The sequence below is a fragment of the Thioalkalivibrio nitratireducens DSM 14787 genome, from assembly GCF_000321415.2.
Classification (GTDB): Bacteria; Pseudomonadota; Gammaproteobacteria; order Ectothiorhodospirales; family Ectothiorhodospiraceae; genus Thioalkalivibrio; species Thioalkalivibrio nitratireducens.
Genome location: NC_019902.2, coordinates 2,371,742 through 2,394,815 on the forward strand (window position 1 = coordinate 2,371,742; position 23,074 = coordinate 2,394,815).

Consider the following 23,074-nt stretch of genomic DNA (forward strand, 5'->3'; position numbering starts at 1 on the left):
CGCGTCTTCCCGGTGGTCGGTGTTCATCAAGTACGTCTTTCCGATCACGTTCGCCCTGTTCACGGGCGAGGCCTGGACGGCGCATATCTTCTGGGACCTGTGGCCGGTCGCGCATGTCTGGCTGGGCTGGGCGCTGTTGACCCAGCCCTGGTACACGCGCTGGCTGGCTGTGGGCATGTCGGTCATCGAGATCGTCATCATCCTGACCCTGTTCTCCCTCTTTCTGGCCGAGCCGGACTGGACCCTCTGGAGGACCAACTGGTTCGTCAACAAGGTCTTTGTGCTCTCCGCCTTCGCACTGATTCTGGCTACGGTGGTCGTAAGACCTGAGCTTTTCCGGACGAGGTCGTCTTGATGGGTCATCGCCACTCGCGCCGAACCGCCCTGAAACTCCTCGGTGCCGGCATCGCCGCTGCCTGGTGGATGCCGCATCTGTCCCTTGCCCACTCCGGCACGCTGGTCCGCAAGTCCATCCCCGATGGCGGGCAGCTGCCGGTGATCGGCCTGGGTACCTGGCGGACGTTCAATGTCGGCCGCGATCCGCAACTGCTCGACGCCCGGACCGAGGTGGTGCGGCCTTCTTCGAACACGGCGGCGGCCTGGTCGATTCTTCACCGATAGTACGGCTCCGCACCCGACGTGATGGGCTACGCACTCGACAAGCTGGGCCAAGCCGGACTCGCTCTACACGGCCGAGAAGGTCTGGAGCCCGGCCGGCGGCAGCACGCGCGAGCAGATTGCCGATCTGTCCGAGCGCTGGGGTGTCGCCCGCTTCGACCTGGTCCAGGTCCACAACCTCACCGACTGGCGCGAGCACCTGGACGTTCTCCAGCGGATGAAGGCCGATGGCGAGATCGCTCACGTCGGCATCACCACCTCGCACGGTCGCCGGCACGACGAGATCGAGCGCATCATGCGGGAACACGACATCGATTTCGTGCAACTCACCTATAGCATCACTCACCGCCAGGTCGAGGGTCGCCTGCTGCCGCTGGCGCGGGAAAAGGCGTTGCCGTGATCGCCAATCGCCCGTACGACGGCGGGCGCCTGATCCAGAACCTCAAGCGCCGGCATGAAGTCCCTGCATGGGCCGCTGAAGAATTCGATTGCCGCAACTGGGCCGACTTCCTGCTCAGGTTCATTGTCAGCCATCCGGCGCTGACCTGCGCCATCCCGGCAACGACCCGCGTCGAGCACGTGATCGAGAACATGCGCGCCGGCCACGAGCCGATGCCGACGCAAGCGACGCGCGAACGCATGATCCGCCACATCGCGTCGCTGTAATCGCGCCATGCACGGCTGGCAGACCTACCGCCTCGAAGACTTCATCCCGTTCACCCCGGAGATCTACTGGCGGCTGCTGGAACGCATCAACGAAGCCTTCTGGCCACTGCACGTTCTGGCTGTCGCCATCGGCCTGACTGCGCTGCTGCTCGCCCTGCGCGGCAACCAACGCATCGCCCTGGCCCTGCTCGCCCCCGCCTGGCTGACCAGCGGAATCCTCTTCCACTTCACCTATTACGCCGAACTGAACTGGGCCGCCCCTTGGTTTGGCTGGGGCTTCATCGCCGAGGCTGCCCTGTTGCTCGTACTCGCGTTGTTCGCCGGATCAAGCCGAACGCAAGGGCCTTCCAAAGGGCTTTCGACCGGGATCGCCACCACCGTCGCGCTGGTTTCTCTGCTCGGCTATCCGCTGATCGCCGCCACCATCGGCCCCGGCCTGAGCCATGCCGAGACCTACGGCCTGCACCCCGACCCCACGGCCATCGCCACGCTCGGCGTGCTGCTGATGCTCCTGCGCGGCCCCAGCTTCTGGCTCGCCTCGTTCATTCCGATCCTGTGGTGCCTGATCGGCTCGCTGACCTTGATCGCGATCGACGCAACCGGGGCATTGATCCCGCTGGCCGCGGTGGCCATCATTGCCGCGGCTTCGGTCGCGCGCTCGATCCAGTCAGCGGCGCGGCCACACGAGTAGCAACACCGAACCGTAGCCGCCTGGCTCGCCAGGCTTGGGGACCCCCGTCGAGTTCATCCCGCATCTCTGAGCGATCATTGAGTCCGCATCTTGGGTTTCCCCTTGCGGGCCTCAATAACCGCATGCCCTGTCGGTGGCAAGTCCGTCCAGGAGCCCATCGGGGCTTCCCGAGTTCTCCGACGTATCTCTTGCCTCGCAGCCACGGCCTATGGACTCCGCCGGACCTCCACACCCTCGCCTTGACGGGTGCTTCTGTGTTGCCTTCGGTGCAGTTTAAACCCTCAGCGGCCGGAACTGAGCTTGTCGAAGCTGTACCAGCACTTGAGGGTGCGCGATCACCCCTGCGGCCTACAGGATTCTATGCCTACGCTTAACCTGCCTTGTTCCATTCCGTTTCACAGTAACTTGATGAACTCAGCAACATCCAAACGCGCCTGTTTCAGAATATGTGAAAGAGTCGATCTCTTGATGGGTCTATGAGCTGGAATGGTGATCTTCAATACCTCTTCCCTGGTATGCTTCTGCAACCGGATATGGCTACCCCGCTGCCGTACAACTACCCATCCATCACGCCTCAAGGCGCCAATGACCTTATCGAACGGGAGGCTCGGTACCTTGCTCATACCGCGACATGAGTAATTTCAGCATTCGGATTGTAGCCGGTGTCGTCCTCAACAGGCTCGAGGTACAGTTCGATTGCCTCCCGGATATTGACCAGGGCTTCTTCTTTTGACTCCCCTTCACTGATACATCCAGGCAGGCTCGGCGCATAGACCGTGTATCCGCCTTCTTCGCTTGGCTCTAGTACTACTCGTATTTTCATTTCCATTTTCCTCCATCGGATGCCGTGGGATCGGGCCCGATACGCACTTCAAATCATACAAGTTTGCCGCGTTCCCCGCGTTCTCGCCAACATTCTCCGGATTACCCGATACTTACTACTTGTTGGACGAAGCCGCTACGCGGAGAAGGGCGGCTCCGCCGGGTGAAATCTAGAATGCAGCCTCACCCCCCTCATTGCTGAGGGGCCGTTCCAGCAAGAACCGTGAGGCTGCACGACCATGAGACCAGCAACCCCGCCCGACTTCAACCAGCAGTACGAGACCCACCTCAAGCACCTCAAGCTCAAGGGCCTCCAGCCCAAGACCATCGAGGCCTATGCCCGCGCCATTCGGCGCATCGGCGCCTACTTCGACCACCGTATCGAGGATCTCTCCGAGGCCCAGCTCACCGAGTACTTCACTGATCTCCTGGAGACCCACTCCTGGCGTGCCGCGAAACACGATCTCTACGGCCTGAAGTTCTTCTACACCCACGTGCTGCGCAAGCCCTGGGTGGCGGTGGGGCTGATCAAGCCACCCAGGTCCCAGCGTCTGCCGGACATCGTGACCGTCGCCGAAGCCGCCCGCCTGTTCGATGCCACCCGCATCCTCAGCTACCGCGTGTTCTACTTCACCCTGTACAGCCTGGGCCTGCGCCTCGGCGAGGGCCTGCGTCTCCAGGTCGGCGACATCGACGCCGAACGGGCGCGGGTGCATGTGCGCGACAGCAAGGGCAACAAGGACCGCTTCGTGCCCTTGCCCGACACCACGCTCACCGTGCTGCGCGACTTCTGGCGCACCCATCGCAACCCGGTGTGGCTGTTCCCCAGCCGCCAGGGCGGGCGGCGCGCCGCGGCCCGGGCCACCACGCCGCTGGACCGCCCGGCGAAAAGGCGCTCGTCTACCTCGGCCGCTACCTCTATCGCGGCGTGTTCCAGGAGAAGGACATCCTCGCCTGCAATGACGGCCAGGTGACCTTCCGGTACCAGGACAGCAAGACCCGCAAGCCGCGGACCCCTACGCTCTTCGGTGCCGACTTCCTCTGGCACCTCCTGCGCCATGTCCTGCCCAAGGGCTTCCGCCGCGTTCGGACCTACGGCTTCCTGCACCCCAACCGCAAACGCCTGATCCACCTGCTACAGGTGCTGCTCAAGTTGCGCCCCGCGGCGGTCCCCGCCGCCGTGCGACCGCGCCCGGCCCTGGCCTATCCCTGCTGCGGCGGGAACATGAAGATCCTGCGCACCCGGATCTCCCCGCACGAGGGCTATACCTGCCCTTTACCCACAAGTTGCGCAGACCAATGGTTGCAGGGCAGTGTCATCCGATTTCATCTCGTAAAGCGTAGGCGAAGGACATGGTGGTGAGTTTGGCGTAGCCGTGCCACATCAGTTGGTGTCCGGGCGGTGGATCGTGATTGCGGTTGGTGTAGCCGCCCAGGATGGCGACTTCGCGAACCGCTTCCTGGAGACTGGTGGGGCGGGGTCGGCGCCGGGACTGGGCGTAGTCACCGAGCACCCGCAGTTCGACGTCCGAGAACAGCAGCTCCGGCGGCAGTTCCGGGGCCTCGCGGCCCAGCAGGGTCATCAGCATCACCCGCCAGGCGATGACCAGCCGGATCGCGATGGCGCGTTCCAGGCGCTCGACGCTGTGGTGGCCGAGCTCGTCGATCTTGCAACCCGATTTCAGCACCCGGTGCCAGTCCTCGATGCGCCAGCGCAGGCGGTACCAGCGCAGAATCTCGGCGGCCTGTTCGGCCGAGGTGACGGTCAGTGTGGTGAGCACGAACCACTCGAGCGGCTTTTCCCCTTTCGGCGGATCCCGTTCCAGCGCATGCACCACGGTCAGTTCCAGCGTCACGGGCGGATCGGCACCGGCGGGTGTGCCACGGAGCGTGACCGGGGTGTAGCGCAGTTCCAGTTCCGCGGTCCGTGCCGCCCGACCCAGGCGGGCGGGGCGCTTGCTGGTCTTGGTGCGCAGGCTCTGCCCGTCGACCTGGAGTTCGACCGACCCGCGGCTCGCCGTCGCCCGAGCGACGTCGAACAGGCGCCGCCCGTCGGCGAGCCGGCGGTTGTGCTGGGCACGGACCACCAGTTCCACCTCGGGATGGCGCTGCTGCTCGGCATAGAGCTCGAACGCATCCGCCTCCCGATCGGCGACACTGACCACCCGGGTGTTGGGGAGGGTCGCCGCCAGTGCGGCTGTATCGCGCAGACCGGCGATCCAGCGAAAGCTCTTTTTCTCTTCCTGCGACGGTTCCTCGTCGCCCCGCAGCTGCGGCGCCTCGAACTGCGCCTTGAGCACGCCCAGCGGCAGCCCGTCGGCGTTGACCGCAAGCGTCGAGTGCAGATGCAGTCCCAGACTCTCGGCACCGGTCTGGTTACGGCCAATGACGCCGATGCCGCGCGTCTGCGGGCGGGTGGTGAAGTTCAGATCGGTGCCATCCTGCAGGCACAGCACCGTCGCCTGCGCCTGCATCCGGCGCTGCGTGCGCGCGCGATGTGGCGCCAGGATGTGCTCCGCAGTGACCTCGGAATCGGCCGGCTGGTCGATCAGCCGGTAGTAGCCCTTCACCGCCGCCCAGTCGTCGCGGGCCACCGCGGTAAAGGCGCGCAGCGGATCCTCCCCCTGGCGCCGGGCGCTGTCCACCAGCCGTTTCGTCAATCGCTTGTCCCCCAAGGGCGCACCCCCGAACTCGTGTTCAGCCCACTGCTGCGCATCCAGACCCTCGGCGGGTTCCAGCGGTGTGTCGCCCCGTGCCGGTGCCGGACCCACCCCCAAGCGTGCGCGCCAATCGGGTTCGAGTTCATAGAGATAGATCGCCTTGCGGGTCTCGGCCGCGGCGTGGCCCCGGTCCTGGCGCCCCCGCCCGCCGGTCTCGCCCACAAAACGCCAGTTCGACGCCCGCAGGCTGACCCCGGTGTGCGGAGGCTCGATGAAGGTCTCCACCAGCCAGGGACGATACCCATGGCAGGCCTCGAAGTCAGCCCCCAGCCGCCGCAACGCCCGACCCAGCGTCCACGACGCGAGGTTCCGGCAGGAAACGCCCGGACGCAACAGGAACCGGTTCAGTCCCACCACACGGTGTCGGTGGCGTTCCCGCAGCGCCGGATCCCAGCCGATCCAGGCATCGCGTGCGGCCAACTGCAACGCCGACGCCGCAAACCCCAGCGCCCCCAGCCAGCCCTGCGCCGAACCCACCAGATACCGCAGCTGCGCGCCCACCAGCGGCCCCATGCCGCGCGGGTGCTCGCGCGCCATCAGCTCATTCCAGAGCGCCCGGTGCTCGGCCGTGTCCACCCGTACCAGCGCCAGGCCCTCCAGCTCGGTGACCTCGCGGCCCACTCCCTGGGGTGCCGGCACCGCCACCCCCAGGCGCCGGCCCTGGCCCCCGCGCCCCGGGCTGCTGCACGCAGGCGGCAGCGTAATCCGGCCCGCGCGCTCCAGCGCCCGCAGCGCCTTCAAGCAGCCCGCCCGCTGCGGCCGCCCACGCGCATCGAAGAAGCCCCAGGTGGTACAGATCTGATCCGCCAGCGCGGTGCGGTGCAGTTCCGGCGCTTCCCGGATCAGTGCCTGCACCCGAGCCAGGTTCGCCGGCGCGCTCAACGTGCGCTTGATCTGGCTCTGCTCCCACATGCCCGGCACGGTACCCGGCCGGCAGGCGTTTGTCCAGCACTAGATGTGGGTATAGGGCAGGGCTATACCCGCATCCAGGATGCCGTCGCCGGAGCCGCGGCTATGTAAACGCCTTCGCCAGCACGGGTCCCCTCGGCGTTCGGTGCCTTCGAGCCGAGGGGTGTGCGCGCCCGGAAAACGGCCGTCACCGCCCCAAATCCCCGTTCTTGGCGCCCGCCTTGCCGGAACCACGGACCGACAAACCCTCGAGCGCGCCCGTGACACGTTGACCATCGGCAGCGACACCCGCCCGCCGAAAAGCTGTTTTCAGAACCCCCGCCACTTCCCTTTGAACCAGGCTTGTCCAACAAACGGCTCAGATCGTGGCTCGCTTCGCTCACACGATCTAGCCTTATCCGTTATGTGCTTCTTCAGGCGGCGACAAGCTTTTTAACCTTGAGCTCTTTACGGTGCTGCTCAGCATGCCAGAGCTCATACTGGGACTGCTGGTTCAGCCAACTCTCTGCCGAAGTATCAAACGCAATGGATAGTCGAATGGCCATCTCTGGACTAATGCCGGCCTTACCGTTCAATACGGAACTCAGGGTTTTTCGACTTACTCCCAGCGCTTCTGCAGCGGCCGTTACAGAGAGACCCATGGGCTCCAGACAAAGCTCACGCAACACTTCACCAGGATGGGGGGGATTGTGCATCAACATCGACGGCACCTCAGTGGTAATCTTCATAGTTCACTATCTCGGCGTCTCCGTCCTCGAACCGGAAGGTCACTCGCCAGTTACCGCTAACTGTTACCGACCAAGTCCCGGCGCGACCCCCAGAGAGCTTGTGCAGCCGAAGGCCTGCCAAGTCCATGTCTTTGATTTCTGACGCTGCATTTAGCCTGCCGAGAATCAATCGAAGCCTCTTCGCATGAGCAGCCTGTATCCCTGCGGTGCTACCGGACCTGAAAAATCTGGCCAAACCCTTGTGCTTGAAGCTTCGGATCATACTCTGAGTGTAACCTGTAACGCCTCGGGTTTCAAGCGCACCTAACGCTGCCAACACGGGCAGCTTTGTAGTGGAGGCAAAGCCGCAACGAAAAAGCTGTCCCCGTGCTTGACCTGGTTATGTGTTTATACATTCATTAAACAAAATTCTGTTTGAAAACGGATCTATCACCTCAAATACCCTATCACCCCAAGGTGCAGTCGTAAGTTCTGGCCGAGAGTACCTGTAACCTCGCGAGGTAATTCCACCGTACAGGGCCTCAAACTCGTCAGTATTCACAAACGTTTTAGCACCGGGAGAACAATCTCCATAGTGCTCACTGAGGTGAAAGACCAGACCACCCTTGGAAACCTGCATGTAGATAGGAAAGCCCGGCTCAAAGCGGTGCTCCCAATCCAACGACATACCAAGAAATTCCAGATAGAACTCCTTGGCTTTGGCTTCATCGAAAATTCGGATGATTGGAATAGCTTGAAATCCCATCCATGCTCCCCTTACACATAACGTTCGGCTTGAGCCGGGGCTTGCGCCGGAGCGCAGCGGAGGGGCAAGCCGTCGGACTCGAAGCGGTTGTGTACGCCCGACATGGGCATGAACTGATGGGGTGAAAGTCCCCTGTAGGAGTACCTGTAGTGTCCGAAGTGTGGACGAATGTAACTACTAGCCGACGGCAAGGGCAAACCCGTGAGGGGATGTCTGAAGGAAGCCCGAGCGCAAAGGTGCGAGCCGACGGACAGAAATCGCATAGAAGGCTCAGTCCCCGGGCGAGTCAGCACAAGATGACGAAGCCCGCCAGGTGCAGGGGATAGGGTAAATGCGGCGGTTGTGCACTGAAAGTTCATGTCCTTATTCGGGGAGGTCTGCCCGGCTTGCGGCCGGGGTGTGTCACGGGAGCCGGACTGAGGCCCGCGGGGAAAGCCGCGGAACCGCCACCGGACCCTACCGCACGCATCCGGCAGCGCGCCCTGCGGCAACGCACGGCGTGACTGGGCAGAAGCCAGCAGAGGCCATAGTAATCGGCAGGGGGGGGGGGCGGAACCCCCAACGATGAAGGGCCGAACATGAGAAACCAAGGGGGAGCCGTGGATCACTCGCCACCATCGCCGAACCCGTCCGGGGGAGATGTGTCGCGGCGTGGCCCCACGCAGCCAGCCTTGCACGAGGGGTTGATGGAGCGGGTTCTGGACCGGACCAACCTGCAGCGGGCATGGAAGCGGGTGAAGGCCAACAAGGGCGCTCCCGGCATGGACGGGATGCCCATCGAGGACTTCCCAACGTTTGCACGACGGCACTGGCCCCAGATCCGCCGGCAACTTGCCGATGGTGTCTACCAACCCCAGCCGGTGCGACGGGTCGCAATCCCGAAGCCCAAGGGCGGGGAGCGGCTGCTGGGCATCCCCACGGTCATGGACCGGGTGATCCAGCAGGCCATCGCGCAGGTACTCACGCCGATCTTCGATCCCGATTTCTCGGACTCGAGTTTCGGCTTCCGACCGGGCCGTTCCGCCCACGGAGCACTCAGGCAGGTACAGGGCCATATCCAGGCCGGTTACCGCATCGCCGTCGATCTGGACTTGGCGAAGTTCTTCGACAACGTCCAGCACGACGTCCTGATGGCCCGCGTGGCCAGAAAGGTGCGCGACAAGCGGTTGCTGGCCCTGATCGGCCGCTACCTGCGGGCGGGCGTTTTGGTCGGAAAGTCCGTCCAGGCAACGGGGATCGGCACGCCGCAAGGCGGGCCGCTCTCCCCATTGCTCGCCAACATTCTGTTGGACGATCTCGACCGTGAGCTGGAACGGCGAGGACACCGATTCACCCGCTATGCGGATGATCTCGTGATCCTCGTCAAGACGCTCCGCGCCGGGGACCGGGTGAAGGCGAGCGTGACTCGCTTTCTTGCCCGCAAGCTGGCGCTGCTGGTCAACGAGCAAAAGACCCGGGTGGTCAAAACCAACGACTGTCAGTTTCTCGGATTCACCTTCCGGGGAACGAAACTGCGCTGGTCTGACCGCGCCTTCGAGGACTTCAAGCACAACGTTCGGCGATTGACCGGACGATCTTGGGGCGTCTCGATGCCATACCGGTTCATGAAGCTCGCCCAGTACGTTCGTGGTTGGATGGGCTATTTCGGCATCTCGGACTACTACCGTCCGATCCCCGAGGTCGACCACTGGCTGCGCCGCCGGGTGCGCATGTGCTACTGGAAACAGTGGCGCTACGTGCGCACCAAGGTCCGCAACCCGCTCGCCTTGGGGACGTTCAAACGCCAGGCGATCCTGACGGCGCTCAGCAGCAAGAGCTATTGGCGCTTGTCGCGGACGCTGGCGACACAGAGCGGAATGACGAATGAGTGGCTGCACCGCCAAGGGCTGATCAGCGTCCGCGATCTGTGGACGAAGGCCCATGGCTACGCTTGATCTCCCCGTGTGCTTCTTTCTCATGAACCGCCCGGTGCGGACCCGCATGCCGGGTGGTGTGGGGAGGGCGGGTTAAAGACCCGCCCTTACCCGATTAGGACATTTCTCGCACATGTTTAATAAATGACTGCGCATCTGTGGAAGCCCCTACCGCTTGGCCAATTGCGACGAGTTCAACGAGCAGCCCATCCGTTGTATGCACCATAATTTTCTTCTCTATTTTTCCAAGCCTAGCTACTAGCTTCGCTTCGGCCTTTCTTTCCTTGGCGCTTAGATGAACACCACCTTTCACATTGGCGATGTACTTTATTACTTCACGTCGATTAAATGTTTTACCATCTACGACACCAGATAAGGATGAGAGATACGCACTGAGTGAAAACTCTCGATCTCCGGGATAGCCGTTTTCCCGCAACGGTGGCCCAAGCTCTTGGCCTATAGGCGATGAGCCTTTATTCATCATCATGCATGCCATTTGGATACCGCGGAAATTTGCTCCTGCAGCAATTGCATAGACAATTTTGGAGAGATTGTCAGGCGAAGCAATTTCATCAATCGATACAGCAATAAGCTTTGGCTGTTTTTTCCAGCCAACAGCTCGCCAAGCAGCCCCGTAGACGTCCTCAACGAGAAGCCTTCTTAGGACAGCGCTCCCGTGACGGATTTCACGGTCAGTAATGTCGGGCCCCCACTCTGCTAGGTACCCAAGATCTTCCGCTACTAACCGTAAATCGTCTCTGGTCATAGACTCGATGTCCTAACGATTGGATGACGGGCGGTAAAAACTAAGAGAGTCCAGCGGCGACAGTTTTGACCGTCCCTGTCCATCCTCTTGTTCGACCTTCCGTTCCTCGGCATGTTTTGCGAAGAGAGAGGTGATCTCGGTCTCTGAGAACCCGAGAATTTCCTCGGCTTTTTCTCGAATCCTCCGCCCCCGGGCGTCAAGCATCCGCTCGAAATTCCCGGGCTCCAATTCGTCCCAGGTAAGGAGGCGTTCAGCGAGATCTTGGTCACTGTAGGTTGGGGCCTTCCCAGGACTCCGGAACCACTCGTGAGGCGGGCGATCAGACTTGTTCAGGTTGTCAGTGGCGCGAAGAAAATGGAAGTTCGCGTAGTGGTTGATCTGCTCATGCTCATAGCCTTTCTCTTGTAACCGCGCCTTCGAAAAAATATGGTCTCGCTGCAGTTCTTCCGGATTGCGATCCAGCGTGATGCCACCGTGAGCGATATTCAGAGCCAGATCGAGATGTCTCCTGAGAAGATCATCCAGCGAAGTAATCCCGTAGTGCCTGCGAGTCAGTTCGCACAACTCGCGAAGCGGGAACTTGTACGCGCAGGCAACCGTCTTTCGAGCGAAAACTCCCATGCGCGCCTCCGCACCACCGAAAATGCCACTCATCAACGCGACGTAGATGCCAAGGACAAGTTTGCGCCGTTCGCTGTGGCTCAATTCTGGATTACAAGCCAGAAATAGGACGAAAGGCAGCAATGCGTTGTGGCCGCCGCGGAAAAAGCGCTCGGAGGAGATCTTGCAGTCGTCCAAGAGAATACAGCCCAATAGTTGCCATCCGCGGCGGACGTTGTCTATGTGCAGTGGCAGATTCTCAGCCAGAAGTTCGACTTGGTTCCGGTCCGAGACGAGCCGATCAAAGCGTGTCTCGGCACCTTCAGCCAACAGTAGGCTCTTAAGGACATCATCCCTTGTGAACTCGTACGGCCGATTCTCGTTGACCTCTCGCACCAGATCCTGAAGCTCAGGCTGAATGTCATTCCACTTCAGATCGAGCAGGCTCATCAGCAGGTCGGATTTCAGCAGAACCAGTCCGCCCGAGTTGATCCGGACAAAGATCTCGAGCACTTCCTCAATTGGCGTGTTGTCCGAGGGGTCCTCGTCAACCGTGATGACTTGAAGCGACTTGTGGTCGCCAAGAATGGAGGCACAACGGATATACGTATCAGCCATACGCACCATCTCGGGCTCGTTGAGTCCCAGTTCTGTCCCGATCTTGTTGGCGGTGATCGCTGCCTTCTGAGGCGAAATGTTGACCAGAGATGAAACGGGCACGAACCGGACGCGGGCACCATTGGCCTCTCCATTCAGCGCCTCGGCCTCCCCGCTCGACAGGAACCTACAGTCGTAGTACTCGGTCCCGGGGTCTTTGTCCGTGCCATCACCACTTAGCACGTCGAGATGCAACTTCCGTCGATCATACGATCCCCGGAAGCACACATACAGGCTTGTCAACCGCTGCTGACCATCCAGCACCAAATACCGATTATCGTTCCTCGAAGAAGTCTCGAATACATATTTGGTCGCTACCCCAGTATCGATGTCCCGCGAAATACGTCTGTACCGCTGAACCGTACGCGTCCGCCACAGCATTACGGCTCCGATCGGGAATCCCCGTAGCAAGCTGTCAATTAACCGGCTGATGCGTTCGTTCTTCCACACGAAGGGGCGCTGCATGGCGGGCAAGACGATTTCGTCTCTATCGATCTGCGAGAGAAGTCCATAGAGCGTCGGGTCAAGCATGATGTTCCCTCCTTGTTATTTCAGATCGAACAGTATAATCAGAAGAAACTGGAATATCGGAGATAGACAGATTCTGTATAGCATGGTGCGGCGCTTGCGTCTTGCGCGCTCCGTGCGGCAGGATTGGGCGGCACTTCGTCCATCGGCTTACAGGAGGTTGGCTCATGGCGACAGGAAGTCGCGGCGACGCGGAGCGTCGTTTCTGGGAGCGTTACCGGAATCTGCTTCTGAAGCAAGGCGTTAAACCCACTGCCGTGCGCTGGTACGTACTGCGTGCAGAGCAGTTCATTCAATCGTTTTCGGGGCGCCGGTTGGCCGAGCTTTCTCGCGAGGATGTGGACGATTACCTCAGGCGTGCGGGGGCGAACACCGCTCTGCAGCCGTGGCAGTTCCGGCATATAGTCAGCGGCATTCGGGGACGTTGCCCCTCGATGTATCGCTGCCTGCCGGCGATTGCCGCGCGGCGGAGCGTGAGCTGGCTACCGCGGAACGCACACGAGGCATTCTGATCATTTCTACCCTTTCTGTGAGTCCCTCAGACCATGCCAACGTGGCGGGCCGACGAGAAACCGCTGCACTGTTCCCCAAAAGAAGACCAATGCCTACACGCACCGCCTTGGGCGACAAGCGCCGGCCACCCGGCGCACTCCACTCGCCGTTTGAACACACCCACTAGCGATACGGCACGTTGTTGGCGTCCAGCCACTCCTTCGCGATCCGCTCGAACGCCGAGTCCCGGTATCGGTACCAGTCGCTTTCGATCCCCAGACGCTCGATCGTGGACCGGAAATGGCGAAATGCACCCCGACCCCGTAATGCGTCCAGAACCTCCGCGCGTGAATCCTCATCGCTGAGGCCGTCGGCGAATTCTTCCATGATCGACCATTCGTGAATATCGAACGGTCCGGGAAGTGGGAGGAAACGGTCCGACTCCAGGGCCTCGCGAGCCTTGGGCAACACTTCGCGCTGCCAGACTGGCACGTCGTCCAGAGCGACATCGTCTTCGACCAGACGTCGATCCTCATCGGTTACGGTCACGATTTCACCGGTGTCCACGTTGAGGTATGAACACCAATCATCGTTCGGAAGCTGCATGGCATCCACGACTTCCTGGATCGAAACTGGCAGTGCCATGTTCTGGTCCTCAATCTCGTTTCAGGGGACAGTACCTCGATACCGCTGACTGCCGGCGATGGCCGCGTTGCGGCACATGATGCGGGTGCCCCGGAAGGAAATCCAGTCATTCCAGCCATCGCTCATCTCCTTGCGATTCCGGTAGATGATACCGCCCGCGGGCCCCGTAGAGAAACGGGGGTACTGCTGTCCCCGGAAATCAACTGGTCTTGTAAACAGCTTTTCGGTCGCCCACCTTCACGACCGTCACGGTCAGAAGCTCGGCGGTTACCTCGTACAGGATTCGGTACACACCCTGTCGGATTCGGTAGCGCTCTTGCCCGAAAAGCCGAATCGTGCGACAAAAAACACTATAGCGTCACGACGTTACAACATGAAAGCGTCCGTCGCCGGATAGGCGAATCAGTCGGCTTGCTCGCGGTCGGACAGAACTGGGTCTGACCCGTGCTTACTTGAGCTTCACCACGTTGCCCGCCCCGGGGGTGATGTCCTTGGGTTCCGCATGGCGGAGCAGACCGGGCGACACGTTCCACTGCACCCCTTCGTCGGTCACCACGCTGACCGTCTTCTTGTTGTACTTGACGAGCACGCCCGTCACTTGCGGCTGCCCGGGCGCGTCGAACACGACCCGTTGCCCGATGCTGAACCTCATCATCGCGCTGTGCGCGCGCATGTGCTGCAGGAATTTCAGCCGTTCGACGACACTGCGGTTCAGGTCGATCAGTTCCGCCTCGGTCAGCTGGTCGATATTGATTCGGGTCATGGGGGGCTCCTCAGACACCTCGTTAAAGGGCTTTCTCCGCGCCTTCCCTTCGGCCGAGACTCTCAGAGAGGAAGGCAGAGACCAAAGCGTTCATGCTGACCCCCTCTTGCTTTGCACGGGCAGTCAGTCGCGCGTGCAAGCTGCGCGGAATGCGGGCAATGAACTTGCCACTGGGCAATTCTCCTGGGCGGGGAATCTCTCGGCCCGCTTCCTTGGCGGCCGCCATCCAGGCGGCAACCGCGTCACGACCGTTGACAATAGCTTCTTCGGGAGTTTCTCCGTCCGACATACAACCCGGCAAATCCGGGAAGACGATTCACCAGCCTCCGCCATCCTCCTTCTCGAGGGGTCGCAGTTCGAAGGGATAGTCAAAATTCGGTGCCATCATTCAGCTCCAATGTCATCCAGCAGAGCAAGAAACTGGGTGATGTAAATCGGTTTGATCGGACGTTTGAAGGGGATCGTGACCGCCAGTTCGGAACCGGAATGCATGAAAACGTCTTCGCGGTCCGGTTCAGCCCATAGTCGGCCGAGGACGCGATTGACGGATAACCGTAACGGCACCAAAATGGTTTCGAGGAGGTGCCGATCATGCCCACGACCCTGACTCTGAAGAATATTCCCGACGACGTGTACCGGCGCCTGAAGGCGTCCGCTGAAGCACACCGGCGAAGTCTGAACAACGAAGCGATCGTGTGCCTTGAGGCGATGCTCGTGCCCAGCAAGCTGACACCGGGCGAGCGGCTTGCCCGAGCACGCGCGCTCCGGGCGGAACTGAAGGCTGGCGAGTTTCGGGCACACGACACGGAGGCGTTCAAGCGGCAGGGTCGTCCATGATCGTCGTGGATTCGAACGTATTGGCCTACCTCTACCTTCCAGGCGAGTTCACCGACGAAGCGGAGCGCTTACTGGAGGCAGATTCGGACTGGCACGTCCCGATTCTCTGGCGAAGTGAGTTCCGGAACATATTGGCCGGGTACCTGCGTCGAGGCGTCCTGAGCTTCGACCGGGCATGCGCGATACAGCGAGAGGCCGAGGAGCTGCTGAATGGGGGTGAGCACGAGGTCGACTCGATGCAGGTACTGGAACTCGTGAGGGCCAGCGATTGCTCAGCATACGACTGTGCGTTCGCGGCAGTTGCACAAGCGCTTGGAGCCACTCTGGTAACGATGGACGCCAAGCTTCTGAGAGCGTTTCCGGCAATCACCAGATCGCTCGTTGCGCGCTGATGCCGTACGTTTAACCGGGCGTTGGGACCCGCCCCGGCGGCCCACCGCGAGTGCCTGAATCATCACCGTAAGTGCGCGCCGGATCCGGTTCGCGCGGCTCACGGCCACCCTGCGGATGACCCTGGAGGGCCGGCAAGCCGCCAGACGCCCCCACGATCAGAAACAGGGTTCGATTCGAGGCAAAACGCAGAATGCGTTCAGCCCCCGTCCGCATCCTCGTCGCCCCCCTGCCCAGGAAAATGCGTCATCGCGAGGAGCGAAGCGACGTGGCGATCCATAAGGCGGTGATTCAATTTGCGTCGTTTGGATTGCCGCGCTTCGCTCGCAATGACAATGACAGGCGCTTTCCTAACCCTCGCACTCGGATTTGGGAGGGGGGACTGAACGGATACAAAACGCAAGGTCTGACCCCGGTATCCGCGCGTGGCCCTACCCGGTCATGCGGCCCACCGGAGAATCTCCACTTCGGCACCCTTGCGGACGGCAGCCTCAGCGAGCGCCATTACCTTTTCGGTCATCTCCGCCGAGAGATAATACTCACCGCAGTTGTCGCAGCCGTGCGCCGGAACATCCTTGATGACGACGGTAGTATCGCCACGCTGGAGTGTCACGGTAGCGTTGCCAGGAGCCGCCTGCCCGGTCTTGCAAACATGGCAAATGAGCCCTGACACGCCGCCCCCGACTACGCCCCAACCGCCGGTGCCGGCGCCCCGCGCAATAGGCCCTCGGTGCTCAGATCTTCATCCAGCTCGGGCCAATGAATCCCATAGCCGCCGCCGCAGATCTCCCAGACGGCGAGTTGGTCCGGAGTGGCGTGCGCCAGGCGCGGGTACCATTCAAGTGGAACGGAGATCCGCCGCCCGTCCATCAAGCCGACGACCAGAGAGTCTTCCGTGAATTCCACCGAGGCGACACGCTCATCGGCGTTCGCTGCCAAAGTACCCATGCCATGCCTCCAGGAGGTCTTGCTGCCGAGCCTCGACGATCCGGCGGATACGCCGCAGGTCCTGAGCTGAATAGCCTATGTTCCGCGCCAGCGCCACGGGGCGCAACCAGAACTTGGCCGAGTGGTCGCCATGGTCCACGTGGACATGTGGCGGCTCCCCCGGCTCGTGGCTGTACCAGTAGAAACGGTAGGGCCCTTCCCTGAGCACCGTCGGCATCGCTCGGCTCCGCGTCAATCCCAGCTCAGCGCCCCACCCGTCTGGTACTCCGTGACCCGGGTCTCGAAGAAGTTCTTTTCCTTCTTGAGGTCGAGCACTTCGCTCATCCAGGGGAAGGGGTTGTCGGCGCCGGGGTAGAGTTCGGGCAGGCCGATCTGGGCGCAGCGGCGGTTGGCGATGAAGTGCAGGTACTCCTCGAACATGCCGGCGTTCATGCCGAGGACGCCGCGCGGCATGGTGTCGCGGGCGTACTGGGCCTCGAGTTCGACCGCTTCGCGAATCATGTCGGCCATTTCCTGCTTGAACTCGGGCGTCCACAGCTGCGGGTTCTCGATCTTGATCTGGTTGATCACGTCGATGCCGAAGTTCATGTGCATCGATTCGTCGCGCAGGATGTACTGGAACTGCTCGGCGACGCCGGTCATCTTGTTGCGCCGGCCCATCGACAGGATCTGCACGAAGCCGACGTAGAAGAAGATGCCCTCGAAGATCACGTAGAACGCGATCAGCTCGCGCAGCAGCTTCTGGTCGTCCTCCGGGGTGCCGGTGTGGAAGTGCGGGTCGGCGAGGTGGCGGGTGAACGGCAGTGCCCACTCGGCCTTGCGCGCGACGCTCGGCACTTCGCGGTACATGTTGAAGATCTCGCCTTCGTCGAGGCCGAGGCTCTCGACGCAGTACTGGTAGGCGTGGGTGTGCAGCGCCTCCTCGAAGGCCTGGCGCAGCAGGTACTGGCGGCACTCGGGGTTGGTGATGTGGCGGTAGACGGCGAGCACCAGGTTGTTCGCGACCAGCGAGTCGGCGGTGGAGAAGAAACCGAGATTGCGCTTGACGATGATGCGCTCGTCCTCGGTGAGGCCGTTCGGGTCCTTCCACAACGCGATGTCCGCGTTCATGTTGATTTCCTGCGGCATCCAGTGGTTCGCGCAGCCGTCGAGGTATTTCTGCCAGGCCCACTTGTACTTGAACGGCACGAGCTGGTTCAGGTCGGCGCGGCAGTTGATGATCTTCTTGTCGTCGACGCGGATGCGCTCGGCGCCCATTTCCGGGTCTTCGAGGCCGATGTTGCCGGCGGGGGCCTGGTCGTCTGCGGTTGCCGGGGCCTCGGTGGCGTGGAAAGCGGCGGGGTCCGGGTTCACGCTCGGGGCGGCGCCGGCGGTCTGCATCAGCGCGTCGTTCTCCTGCAGGCCCATGCCGGGGCGCACGGCGGGCTGCTTGTTGGTGGCGGCGGCGATGGGGTCGTCCCAGTTGAGCATTGGCGGTTCCTCCGAAAGTCGTTCGTCGTTCGTAGGGCGGAAGAGTGCAGCGTCATCCGCCGTTTTTGCGTTTGTCAGGCCCGGGCGTTCTGGCCAGCCCGGGCACCGATCGGCGGATGACGGCCTTCGGCCTTTTCCGCCCTACGCGGGTGGGCGAGCCGTCATTGCGAGCCCCGCAGGGGCGCGGCAATCCATACCACCGCCTGGATTGCCACGGCCTTCGGCCTCGCAATGACAGGCCCTCGCAATGACGGAGGTGGCCATCGGCCGAGGTTCGCCCTATCGGTCGAGTCGGTCATTGGCAGGCCTCGCAGTCGGGGTCGAGGATCGAGCAGGCTTTCGGGGCCGAGGGCTCGGCGGGCTGGGCGCTGCCGTTGGCCTTGCCGTTGCCGTTCACGGCGTTCAGCTTGTTCGCGCGGCTGGCGTCGGCGACGGTGCTCTTCTCGACGTGGGTCGCGCCCATCGAGCGCAGGTAGTACGTCGTCTTCAGGCCGCGCACCCAGGCGAGCTTGTACAGGTTGTCGAGCTTCTTGCCCGAGGGCTCGGCCATGTACAGGTTCAGGCTCTGCGCCTGGTCGATCCACTTCTGCCGGCGCGACGCGGCCTCGACCAGCCAGCGCGTGTCGAGCTCGAACGCGGTCGCGTACAGCGCTTTCAGGTCCTCGGGCACGCGGTCGAGCGGCTGCACCGAGCCGTCGTAGTACTTCAGGTCGTTCACCATCACCTCATCCCACAGGCCGCGTTCCTTCAGGTCGCGCACCAGGTAGGGGTTGATCACGGTGAACTCGCCCGAGAGGTTCGATTTCACGAACAGGTTCTGGTAGGTGGGCTCGATGCTCTGCGACACGCCGCAGATGTTGGAGATGGTCGCGGTGGGCGCGATCGCCATGGTGTTGGAGTTGCGCATGCCGACGGTCTGCACCCGCTCGCGCAGTGCGTCCCAGTCGAGCGTGGCGCTGGTGTCCTGCTGCAGGTACTGACCGCGCGCCTCGGCCAGCCGCGCGATCGAGTCGATCGGCAGCACGCCCTGGCTCCAGAGCGAGCCCTCGAAGCTGGTGTAGCGGCCGCGTTCCTCGGCGAGCCGCGTCGAGGCCTGGATCGAAAAATAGGACACCGCCTCCATCGAGGTGTCGGCGAAGGCCACCGCGTCCTCGCTCGCATACGGCAGGCGCATCGCATAGAGCGCGTCCTGGAAGCCCATGATGCCGAGGCCAACCGGGCGGTGGCGCAGGTTCGCGCGCCGCGCCTGGGGCACGCTGTAGTAGTTGTAGTCGATCACGTTGTCGAGCATGCGCATCGCGGTGGTCACGGTGCGCTCGAGCTTGGGCAGGTCCAGCGCGCCGTCGGTCACGTGCGCGGCGAGATTCACCGAGCCGAGGTTGCAGACGGCGATCTCGTCGTCGGAGGTGTTCAGGCAGATCTCTGTGCACAAGTTGGAGCTGTGCACCACGCCGACGTGGCTCTGCGGGCTGCGCAGGTTGCAGGGGTCCTTGAAGGTCATCCAGGGATGCCCGGTCTCGAACAGCATCGCGAGCATCTTGCGCCAGAGGTCGACGGCCTTGAGCTTCTTGAACACCTTGATTTCGCCGCGCGCGGCCTTTTCCTCGTATTCGGCGTAGCGCTTGGCGAACGCGGGGCCGACGAGGTCGTGCAGATCGGGCGTCTCACTGGGTGAGAACAGCGTCCAGTCGCCCTCCTCCACCACCCGCTGCATGAACAGGTCCGGGATCCAGTTCGCGGTGTTCATGTCGTGCGTGCGCCGCCGGTCGTCGCCAGTGTTCTTGCGCAGCTCGATGAACTCCTCGATGTCGATGTGCCAGGTCTCGAGGTAACCGCAGACCGCGCCCCGTCGGCGCCCGCCCTGGTTGACTGCGACCGCCGTGTCATTGGCCACCTTCATGAAGGGAATCACGCCTTGGCTCTTGCCGTTGGTGCCCTTGATGTGCGAGCCCATGCCGCGCACGCGGGTCCAGTCGTTGCCGAGGCCGCCGGCGAATTTGGACAGCAGCGCGTTGTCCTTGATCGCCTCGAAGATGCCATCGAGGTCGTCGGGGACGGTGGTCAGGTAGCAGGACGAGAGCTGCGGGCGCAGGGTGCCGGAGTTGAACAGCGTCGGCGTCGAGCTCATGAAGTCGAAGCTCGACAGCAGTTCGTAGAACTCGATCGCGCGCGCCTCGCGGTCGATCTCGTTGATCGCCAGGCCCATCGCGACGCGCATGAAGAACGCCTGCGGCAGCTCGAAGCGCGTGCCGCCGGAGTGGATGAAGTAGCGGTCGCAAAGGGTCTGCAGGCCGAGGTAGGTGAACTGCAGGTCGCGTTCGGGCTTCAGCGCCTTGCCGAGTGCGTCGAGGTCGTAGCGGGTGAGCTGCGAATCGAGCAGTTCGAGCTCAGCGGCGCGCTTCACGTAGGCGCGGAAGTACTCGGGGTAGCGCCCGGCCATCTCGGCCTGCGTCGCCTCCTGCGGCATGCCGGCCAGGAAGCTCAGTGCCTCGCGGCGCAGGCTGTCCATCAGCAGGCGCGCGGTTACCTGCGAGTAGTTCGGCTCCTGCTCGATCATCGGCCGCGCGGCCATCACCAGCGCGGTGCCGACGTCCTTCTCGGCGACGCCGTCGAACAGGTTGCGCCGGGCCTCGGCCAGCACGCGCGCGCCGTCGACCTCGTCGAGCCCGCGGCAGGCCTCGTCGACCAGCGTGGCCATGCGCGCCTCGTCGAGTGGCGCCCGCGTGCCATCGGCACGGGTTACGTGCAGCACGTCCGCGGCGGCTGTGGCCGGCTTCTGTTTCGCAGCCTCGGCGGCGCGCTTCTCGGCCTGCTTCTCACGGTACAGCACGTACGCGCGTGCGACCTTGTGGTGGCCACCGCGCATCAGCACGAGCTCGACCTGGTCCTGGATGTCCTCGATGTGCACGGTGACCGCGCCGCTGCCCGCGCGCCGGAACAGGTTCTCGGTCACCTGGCCGGTGAGCTCCTGCACGATCTCGTGGATGCGCCGGCTGGCGGCTGCGCCGCCGCCCTCCACGGCCAGAAACGCCTTGGTGATCGCGACACTGATCTTCGCGGCGTCGAAGCCGGTGACCTTGCCGTTGCGGCGGATGACCTGATGCTGCCCGGGCGAGGTCGCGAGCAGCTCGGCACGGGTCCCGGCGTCGGGGGCATGGCGGTTTTCGGTCGGGACCGACGGGGAAACGGGCGGGGCTTCGCTGTGCATAAGTGACCTCACGCTGTACCGGGGGTTACGGCAAACTACTATAGGACGTGTTCCGGATCTTTCCTAGGCACAATATCTTGTGGCCCTGCTGTGCGAACACGCTGGGCAAGCTGTGGAAAAACTGGGGGAGAATGGCGCCAGGCCTTGCCCCTGCTGAGCACCGGTCCGTTGGCCGCTGGCGAGCCAAACCCGCGGTTCTAGTGCCCCATTTTCTCCTGATGGCGGCGATCAGATTTTTTTATGATTGGGCCGTGGCACCTGGCTGCCCGGCCGATTCGACGGGCGGCAGTCGTGCCGATGATCTAATCTGAGCGGTAGACCGTGGCGTGCCCAGAGCGCCTTGATCGCCCACCCCAACCTGCAAGCGAGAGGCATGAGGGGATGACAAGATGCTGGCTGTTGGCACTGGTGCTGGTGCTGCTGCTGCCCCTTTCCACGGGCCTGGCACGCGATGGGGGACAAACCGAGGTGGAGGTGCTGGCACAGACCTCACGCAGCTGGGACGGCGCGTTGCTCCCCGCGTATCCGCCCGGGCAGCCGGAGGTCCGGATCCTGCGGATCCGCATCCCCGCGGGGGCCCGCCTGCCCGCGCACCACCATCCGGTGATCAACGCCGGTGTGCTGCTCGAGGGCGAACTGACGGTCGTGGCCGAAGACGGCGAACGCCTGCATCTGCGCGCGGGCGACGCGATCATCGAGTTGGTCGAGAAATGGCACTATGGGAGGAACGAAGGCAACGTTCCCGCCGAGATCTTGGTGTTCTACGCAGGAATCGAGGGACGGCCGGTCACGGTGCTGGAAACGGATCACGAGCGCTGACGCGCACGCGCGAGGGGTGCAAGTTGGAATCCGCGCGATGCAGGCGAACCCGGTCTTCCGGCGGAGATGGCCTGTAGGGTGGAAGAGCGAAGCGTCATCCACCAGGCAACGCCGGGACAGCCACCGACGTCCGTGCAACCCGCAGCACCGCAACGGCGGATGACGGCCTGCGGCCTTTGCCGCTCTACGAGTGAAAGCGGCTCGGCGTGATCGCGGGTCGAAAAGCCGATATCTGGGCTGACATAGGGGAGGCCGATGACGGCACAGAACATGGTGGACCGGCTGGCGGCGGCATACGATGCGCTGGCCGACAGCTATGCCGCGGGGCGGCACCTGTTCGATACCACGCCGATCCTCCGGCGCTGCGCGGGCCTCCTGGCGGGGCGGGCACGGGTGCTCGATGCCGGTTGCGGCGCAGGTGAACCGGTGGCCCGGTTCTTCGTCGACCGCGGCGACGAGGTGACCGGCATCGACGTATCGGAGCGGATGCTGGAGATCGCCCGGCGCCAGGTGCCGGAAGCGCGTTTCCGGCACCTAGACCTGCGCAGTCTGGATTTTCCCGCGGGGTCGTTCGACCTGCTGGCGGCCGTGTATTGCGTGTTCCACCTGCCGCGCACCGAGCACGGCGCGCTGTTCGAGGGCTTCGCGCGGGTGCTGGCCCCGCACGGTCTGCTGTTGCTGACGCTGGCGACCCGCGAATACACCGGCGCCGACGAGTTCGACGGCGAGCTCGACTTCCTGGGTCAGCGCCTGCCCTACAGTCACGACCGCCCGGAGGTAGCGCTGGACAAGCTCCGCCGGGCCGGGCTCGATCCCATCGCGGCGGACCGGATCGAGACCGGCGGCGAAACCTTTCTGTGGGTGATCGCACGCAAGCGCGGCCCCGAAGCCTCCCCGCCGCACCGCTAGGGAAACCTGAACAAAGGGCCCTGTCATTGCGAGCGAAGCGCGGCACTAATGCGCGAAGCGCATTGAACAGCCGCAGGCTGGCCCGAAGGGTGAGCGCAGCGAATAATCCAAGCGGCGCCAACGAAATCATTGCTTTATGGATCGCCACGACCCGCCACGCTGCGCTCGCGGCTAAAGGCTTCGCTCCTCGCGATGACGAATTTATCAGCGCTTCCCCAGGGCCATGCGGA

24 protein-coding genes and 2 pseudogenes are annotated in these 23,074 nt (G+C 62.9%); 10 read left to right on the plus strand and 16 right to left on the minus strand.

Translation table 11 applies throughout. The features are described 5' to 3' along the window. Positions 1-19 precede the first annotated feature (19 nt). From TVNIR_RS10900 to TVNIR_RS10910, 3 genes and pseudogenes are all read left to right on the plus strand, one after another. Positions 20-355, plus strand: a complete 336-nt coding sequence (locus TVNIR_RS10900; protein ID WP_015259082.1) for a hypothetical protein — start codon at positions 20-22, stop codon at positions 353-355. Continuing rightward, positions 355-1,284: pseudogene (locus tag TVNIR_RS10905) on the plus strand (aldo/keto reductase). The gene TVNIR_RS10900 and the pseudogene TVNIR_RS10905 overlap by 1 nt, the downstream one beginning before the upstream one ends. A gap of 7 nt (positions 1,285-1,291) precedes the next feature. Beyond that, a complete protein-coding gene (locus TVNIR_RS10910) occupies positions 1,292-1,975 on the plus strand; it encodes a DUF6064 family protein (RefSeq protein WP_015259083.1) in 684 nt (227 codons plus the stop codon). 395 nt (positions 1,976-2,370) lie between these two features. On the opposite strand, the gene TVNIR_RS21285 is transcribed toward TVNIR_RS10910, so the two are convergent. After that, on the minus strand, positions 2,371-2,598 hold the full coding sequence (locus tag TVNIR_RS21285) for a type II toxin-antitoxin system HicA family toxin (protein ID WP_083499445.1): 228 nt from the start codon (positions 2,596-2,598) through the stop codon (positions 2,371-2,373). Then, positions 2,595-2,798, minus strand: coding sequence for a type II toxin-antitoxin system HicB family antitoxin (locus TVNIR_RS19110; RefSeq protein WP_083499446.1), 204 nt, complete (start codon positions 2,796-2,798; stop codon positions 2,595-2,597). Before TVNIR_RS19110 ends, TVNIR_RS21285 begins: the two co-directional genes overlap by 4 nt. A gap of 238 nt (positions 2,799-3,036) precedes the next feature. Here TVNIR_RS19110 and TVNIR_RS10915 point away from each other — a divergent pair, with 238 nt between their 5' ends. Together TVNIR_RS10915 and TVNIR_RS21290 are read left to right on the plus strand one after the other, a co-directional pair. After that, positions 3,037-3,771 carry a tyrosine-type recombinase/integrase gene (locus TVNIR_RS10915; protein WP_015259084.1) on the plus strand — a complete coding sequence of 245 codons (735 nt, stop codon included), beginning with the start codon at positions 3,037-3,039 and terminating at the stop codon, positions 3,769-3,771. Continuing rightward, positions 3,681-4,160: pseudogene (locus TVNIR_RS21290) on the plus strand (transposase); the annotation flags it as partial. The gene TVNIR_RS10915 and the pseudogene TVNIR_RS21290, both read left to right, overlap by 91 nt. Here TVNIR_RS21290 and TVNIR_RS10920 read toward each other — a convergent pair. From TVNIR_RS10920 to TVNIR_RS19125, 4 genes are all read right to left on the minus strand, one after another. Further along, on the minus strand, positions 4,114-6,429 hold the full coding sequence (locus tag TVNIR_RS10920) for an IS4 family transposase (protein ID WP_015259085.1): 2,316 nt from the start codon (positions 6,427-6,429) through the stop codon (positions 4,114-4,116). The pseudogene TVNIR_RS21290 and the gene TVNIR_RS10920 sit on opposite strands and share 47 nt — an antisense overlap. A 410-nt stretch (positions 6,430-6,839) precedes the next feature. Next, on the minus strand, positions 6,840-7,127 hold the full coding sequence (locus TVNIR_RS10925; protein ID WP_043740574.1) for a HigA family addiction module antitoxin: 288 nt from the start codon (positions 7,125-7,127) through the stop codon (positions 6,840-6,842). A 10-nt stretch (positions 7,128-7,137) separates the two neighbouring features. Then, positions 7,138-7,416, minus strand: coding sequence for a type II toxin-antitoxin system RelE/ParE family toxin (locus tag TVNIR_RS19120; protein WP_083499447.1), 279 nt, complete (start codon positions 7,414-7,416; stop codon positions 7,138-7,140). A 117-nt stretch (positions 7,417-7,533) separates the two neighbouring features. Then, the gene (locus tag TVNIR_RS19125) at positions 7,534-7,899 is read right to left on the minus strand and encodes a glyoxalase superfamily protein (protein ID WP_083499448.1); all 366 of its coding nucleotides are present in this window, start codon (positions 7,897-7,899) and stop codon (positions 7,534-7,536) included. 686 nt (positions 7,900-8,585) lie between these two features. Between TVNIR_RS19125 and ltrA the strand changes: the two genes are divergently transcribed. After that, the gene (ltrA, locus tag TVNIR_RS10930) at positions 8,586-9,833 is read left to right on the plus strand and encodes a group II intron reverse transcriptase/maturase (protein ID WP_015259087.1); all 1,248 of its coding nucleotides are present in this window, start codon (positions 8,586-8,588) and stop codon (positions 9,831-9,833) included. A gap of 94 nt (positions 9,834-9,927) precedes the next feature. Here ltrA and TVNIR_RS19805 read toward each other — a convergent pair whose 3' ends face one another. The 5 genes from TVNIR_RS19805 to TVNIR_RS10955 form a co-directional block, all read right to left on the minus strand. Further along, on the minus strand, positions 9,928-10,578 hold the full coding sequence (locus TVNIR_RS19805; protein WP_157092262.1) for a hypothetical protein: 651 nt from the start codon (positions 10,576-10,578) through the stop codon (positions 9,928-9,930). Between the two features lie 12 nt (positions 10,579-10,590). Next, a complete protein-coding gene (locus TVNIR_RS10935) occupies positions 10,591-12,366 on the minus strand; it encodes a DUF262 domain-containing protein (protein WP_015259088.1) in 1,776 nt (591 codons plus the stop codon). A 672-nt stretch (positions 12,367-13,038) separates the two neighbouring features. After that, entirely contained in the window at positions 13,039-13,500 is a 462-nt protein-coding gene (locus tag TVNIR_RS10945) for a UPF0158 family protein (protein ID WP_015259090.1), read from the minus strand. Between the two features lie 448 nt (positions 13,501-13,948). Then, entirely contained in the window at positions 13,949-14,263 is a 315-nt protein-coding gene (locus tag TVNIR_RS10950) for a hypothetical protein (RefSeq protein ID WP_015259091.1), read from the minus strand. Positions 14,264-14,285: 22 nt separating this feature from the next. Beyond that, the gene (locus TVNIR_RS10955; protein WP_335338132.1) at positions 14,286-14,579 is read right to left on the minus strand and encodes a toxin-antitoxin system HicB family antitoxin; all 294 of its coding nucleotides are present in this window, start codon (positions 14,577-14,579) and stop codon (positions 14,286-14,288) included. 275 nt (positions 14,580-14,854) lie between these two features. Here TVNIR_RS10955 and TVNIR_RS10965 point away from each other — a divergent pair, with 275 nt between their 5' ends. Together TVNIR_RS10965 and TVNIR_RS10970 are read left to right on the plus strand one after the other, a co-directional pair. Continuing rightward, positions 14,855-15,100 (plus strand): FitA-like ribbon-helix-helix domain-containing protein, encoded by a 246-nt coding sequence (locus tag TVNIR_RS10965; protein ID WP_015259093.1) that lies wholly within the window; start codon positions 14,855-14,857, stop codon positions 15,098-15,100. Further along, a complete protein-coding gene (locus TVNIR_RS10970) occupies positions 15,097-15,492 on the plus strand; it encodes a type II toxin-antitoxin system VapC family toxin (protein WP_043739632.1) in 396 nt (131 codons plus the stop codon). Before TVNIR_RS10965 ends, TVNIR_RS10970 begins: the two co-directional genes overlap by 4 nt. A 437-nt stretch (positions 15,493-15,929) precedes the next feature. Here the strand turns inward: TVNIR_RS10970 and TVNIR_RS10975 are convergent, their stop codons facing one another. From TVNIR_RS10975 to TVNIR_RS10995, 5 genes are all read right to left on the minus strand, one after another. Continuing rightward, complete coding sequence (locus TVNIR_RS10975) at positions 15,930-16,163, minus strand: type II toxin-antitoxin system MqsA family antitoxin (RefSeq protein ID WP_043739633.1); 234 nt, start codon at positions 16,161-16,163, stop codon at positions 15,930-15,932. 11 nt (positions 16,164-16,174) lie between these two features. Continuing rightward, complete coding sequence (locus TVNIR_RS10980) at positions 16,175-16,438, minus strand: DUF2442 domain-containing protein (RefSeq protein ID WP_006749060.1); 264 nt, start codon at positions 16,436-16,438, stop codon at positions 16,175-16,177. After that, complete coding sequence (locus tag TVNIR_RS10985; RefSeq protein WP_015259095.1) at positions 16,410-16,655, minus strand: DUF4160 domain-containing protein; 246 nt, start codon at positions 16,653-16,655, stop codon at positions 16,410-16,412. Before TVNIR_RS10985 ends, TVNIR_RS10980 begins: the two co-directional genes overlap by 29 nt. A 14-nt stretch (positions 16,656-16,669) precedes the next feature. Continuing rightward, complete coding sequence (locus TVNIR_RS10990) at positions 16,670-17,908, minus strand: ribonucleotide-diphosphate reductase subunit beta (protein WP_015259096.1); 1,239 nt, start codon at positions 17,906-17,908, stop codon at positions 16,670-16,672. 295 nt (positions 17,909-18,203) lie between these two features. Beyond that, positions 18,204-21,116 (minus strand): ribonucleoside-diphosphate reductase subunit alpha, encoded by a 2,913-nt coding sequence (locus TVNIR_RS10995; RefSeq protein ID WP_015259097.1) that lies wholly within the window; start codon positions 21,114-21,116, stop codon positions 18,204-18,206. A 381-nt stretch (positions 21,117-21,497) separates the two neighbouring features. Here TVNIR_RS10995 and TVNIR_RS11000 point away from each other — a divergent pair, with 381 nt between their 5' ends. Further along, positions 21,498-21,935 (plus strand): cupin domain-containing protein, encoded by a 438-nt coding sequence (locus TVNIR_RS11000; RefSeq protein WP_043739635.1) that lies wholly within the window; start codon positions 21,498-21,500, stop codon positions 21,933-21,935. A gap of 255 nt (positions 21,936-22,190) precedes the next feature. Further along, positions 22,191-22,844, plus strand: coding sequence for a class I SAM-dependent methyltransferase (locus TVNIR_RS11005; RefSeq protein WP_015259099.1), 654 nt, complete (start codon positions 22,191-22,193; stop codon positions 22,842-22,844). Positions 22,845-23,074: the final 230 nt, after the last annotated feature.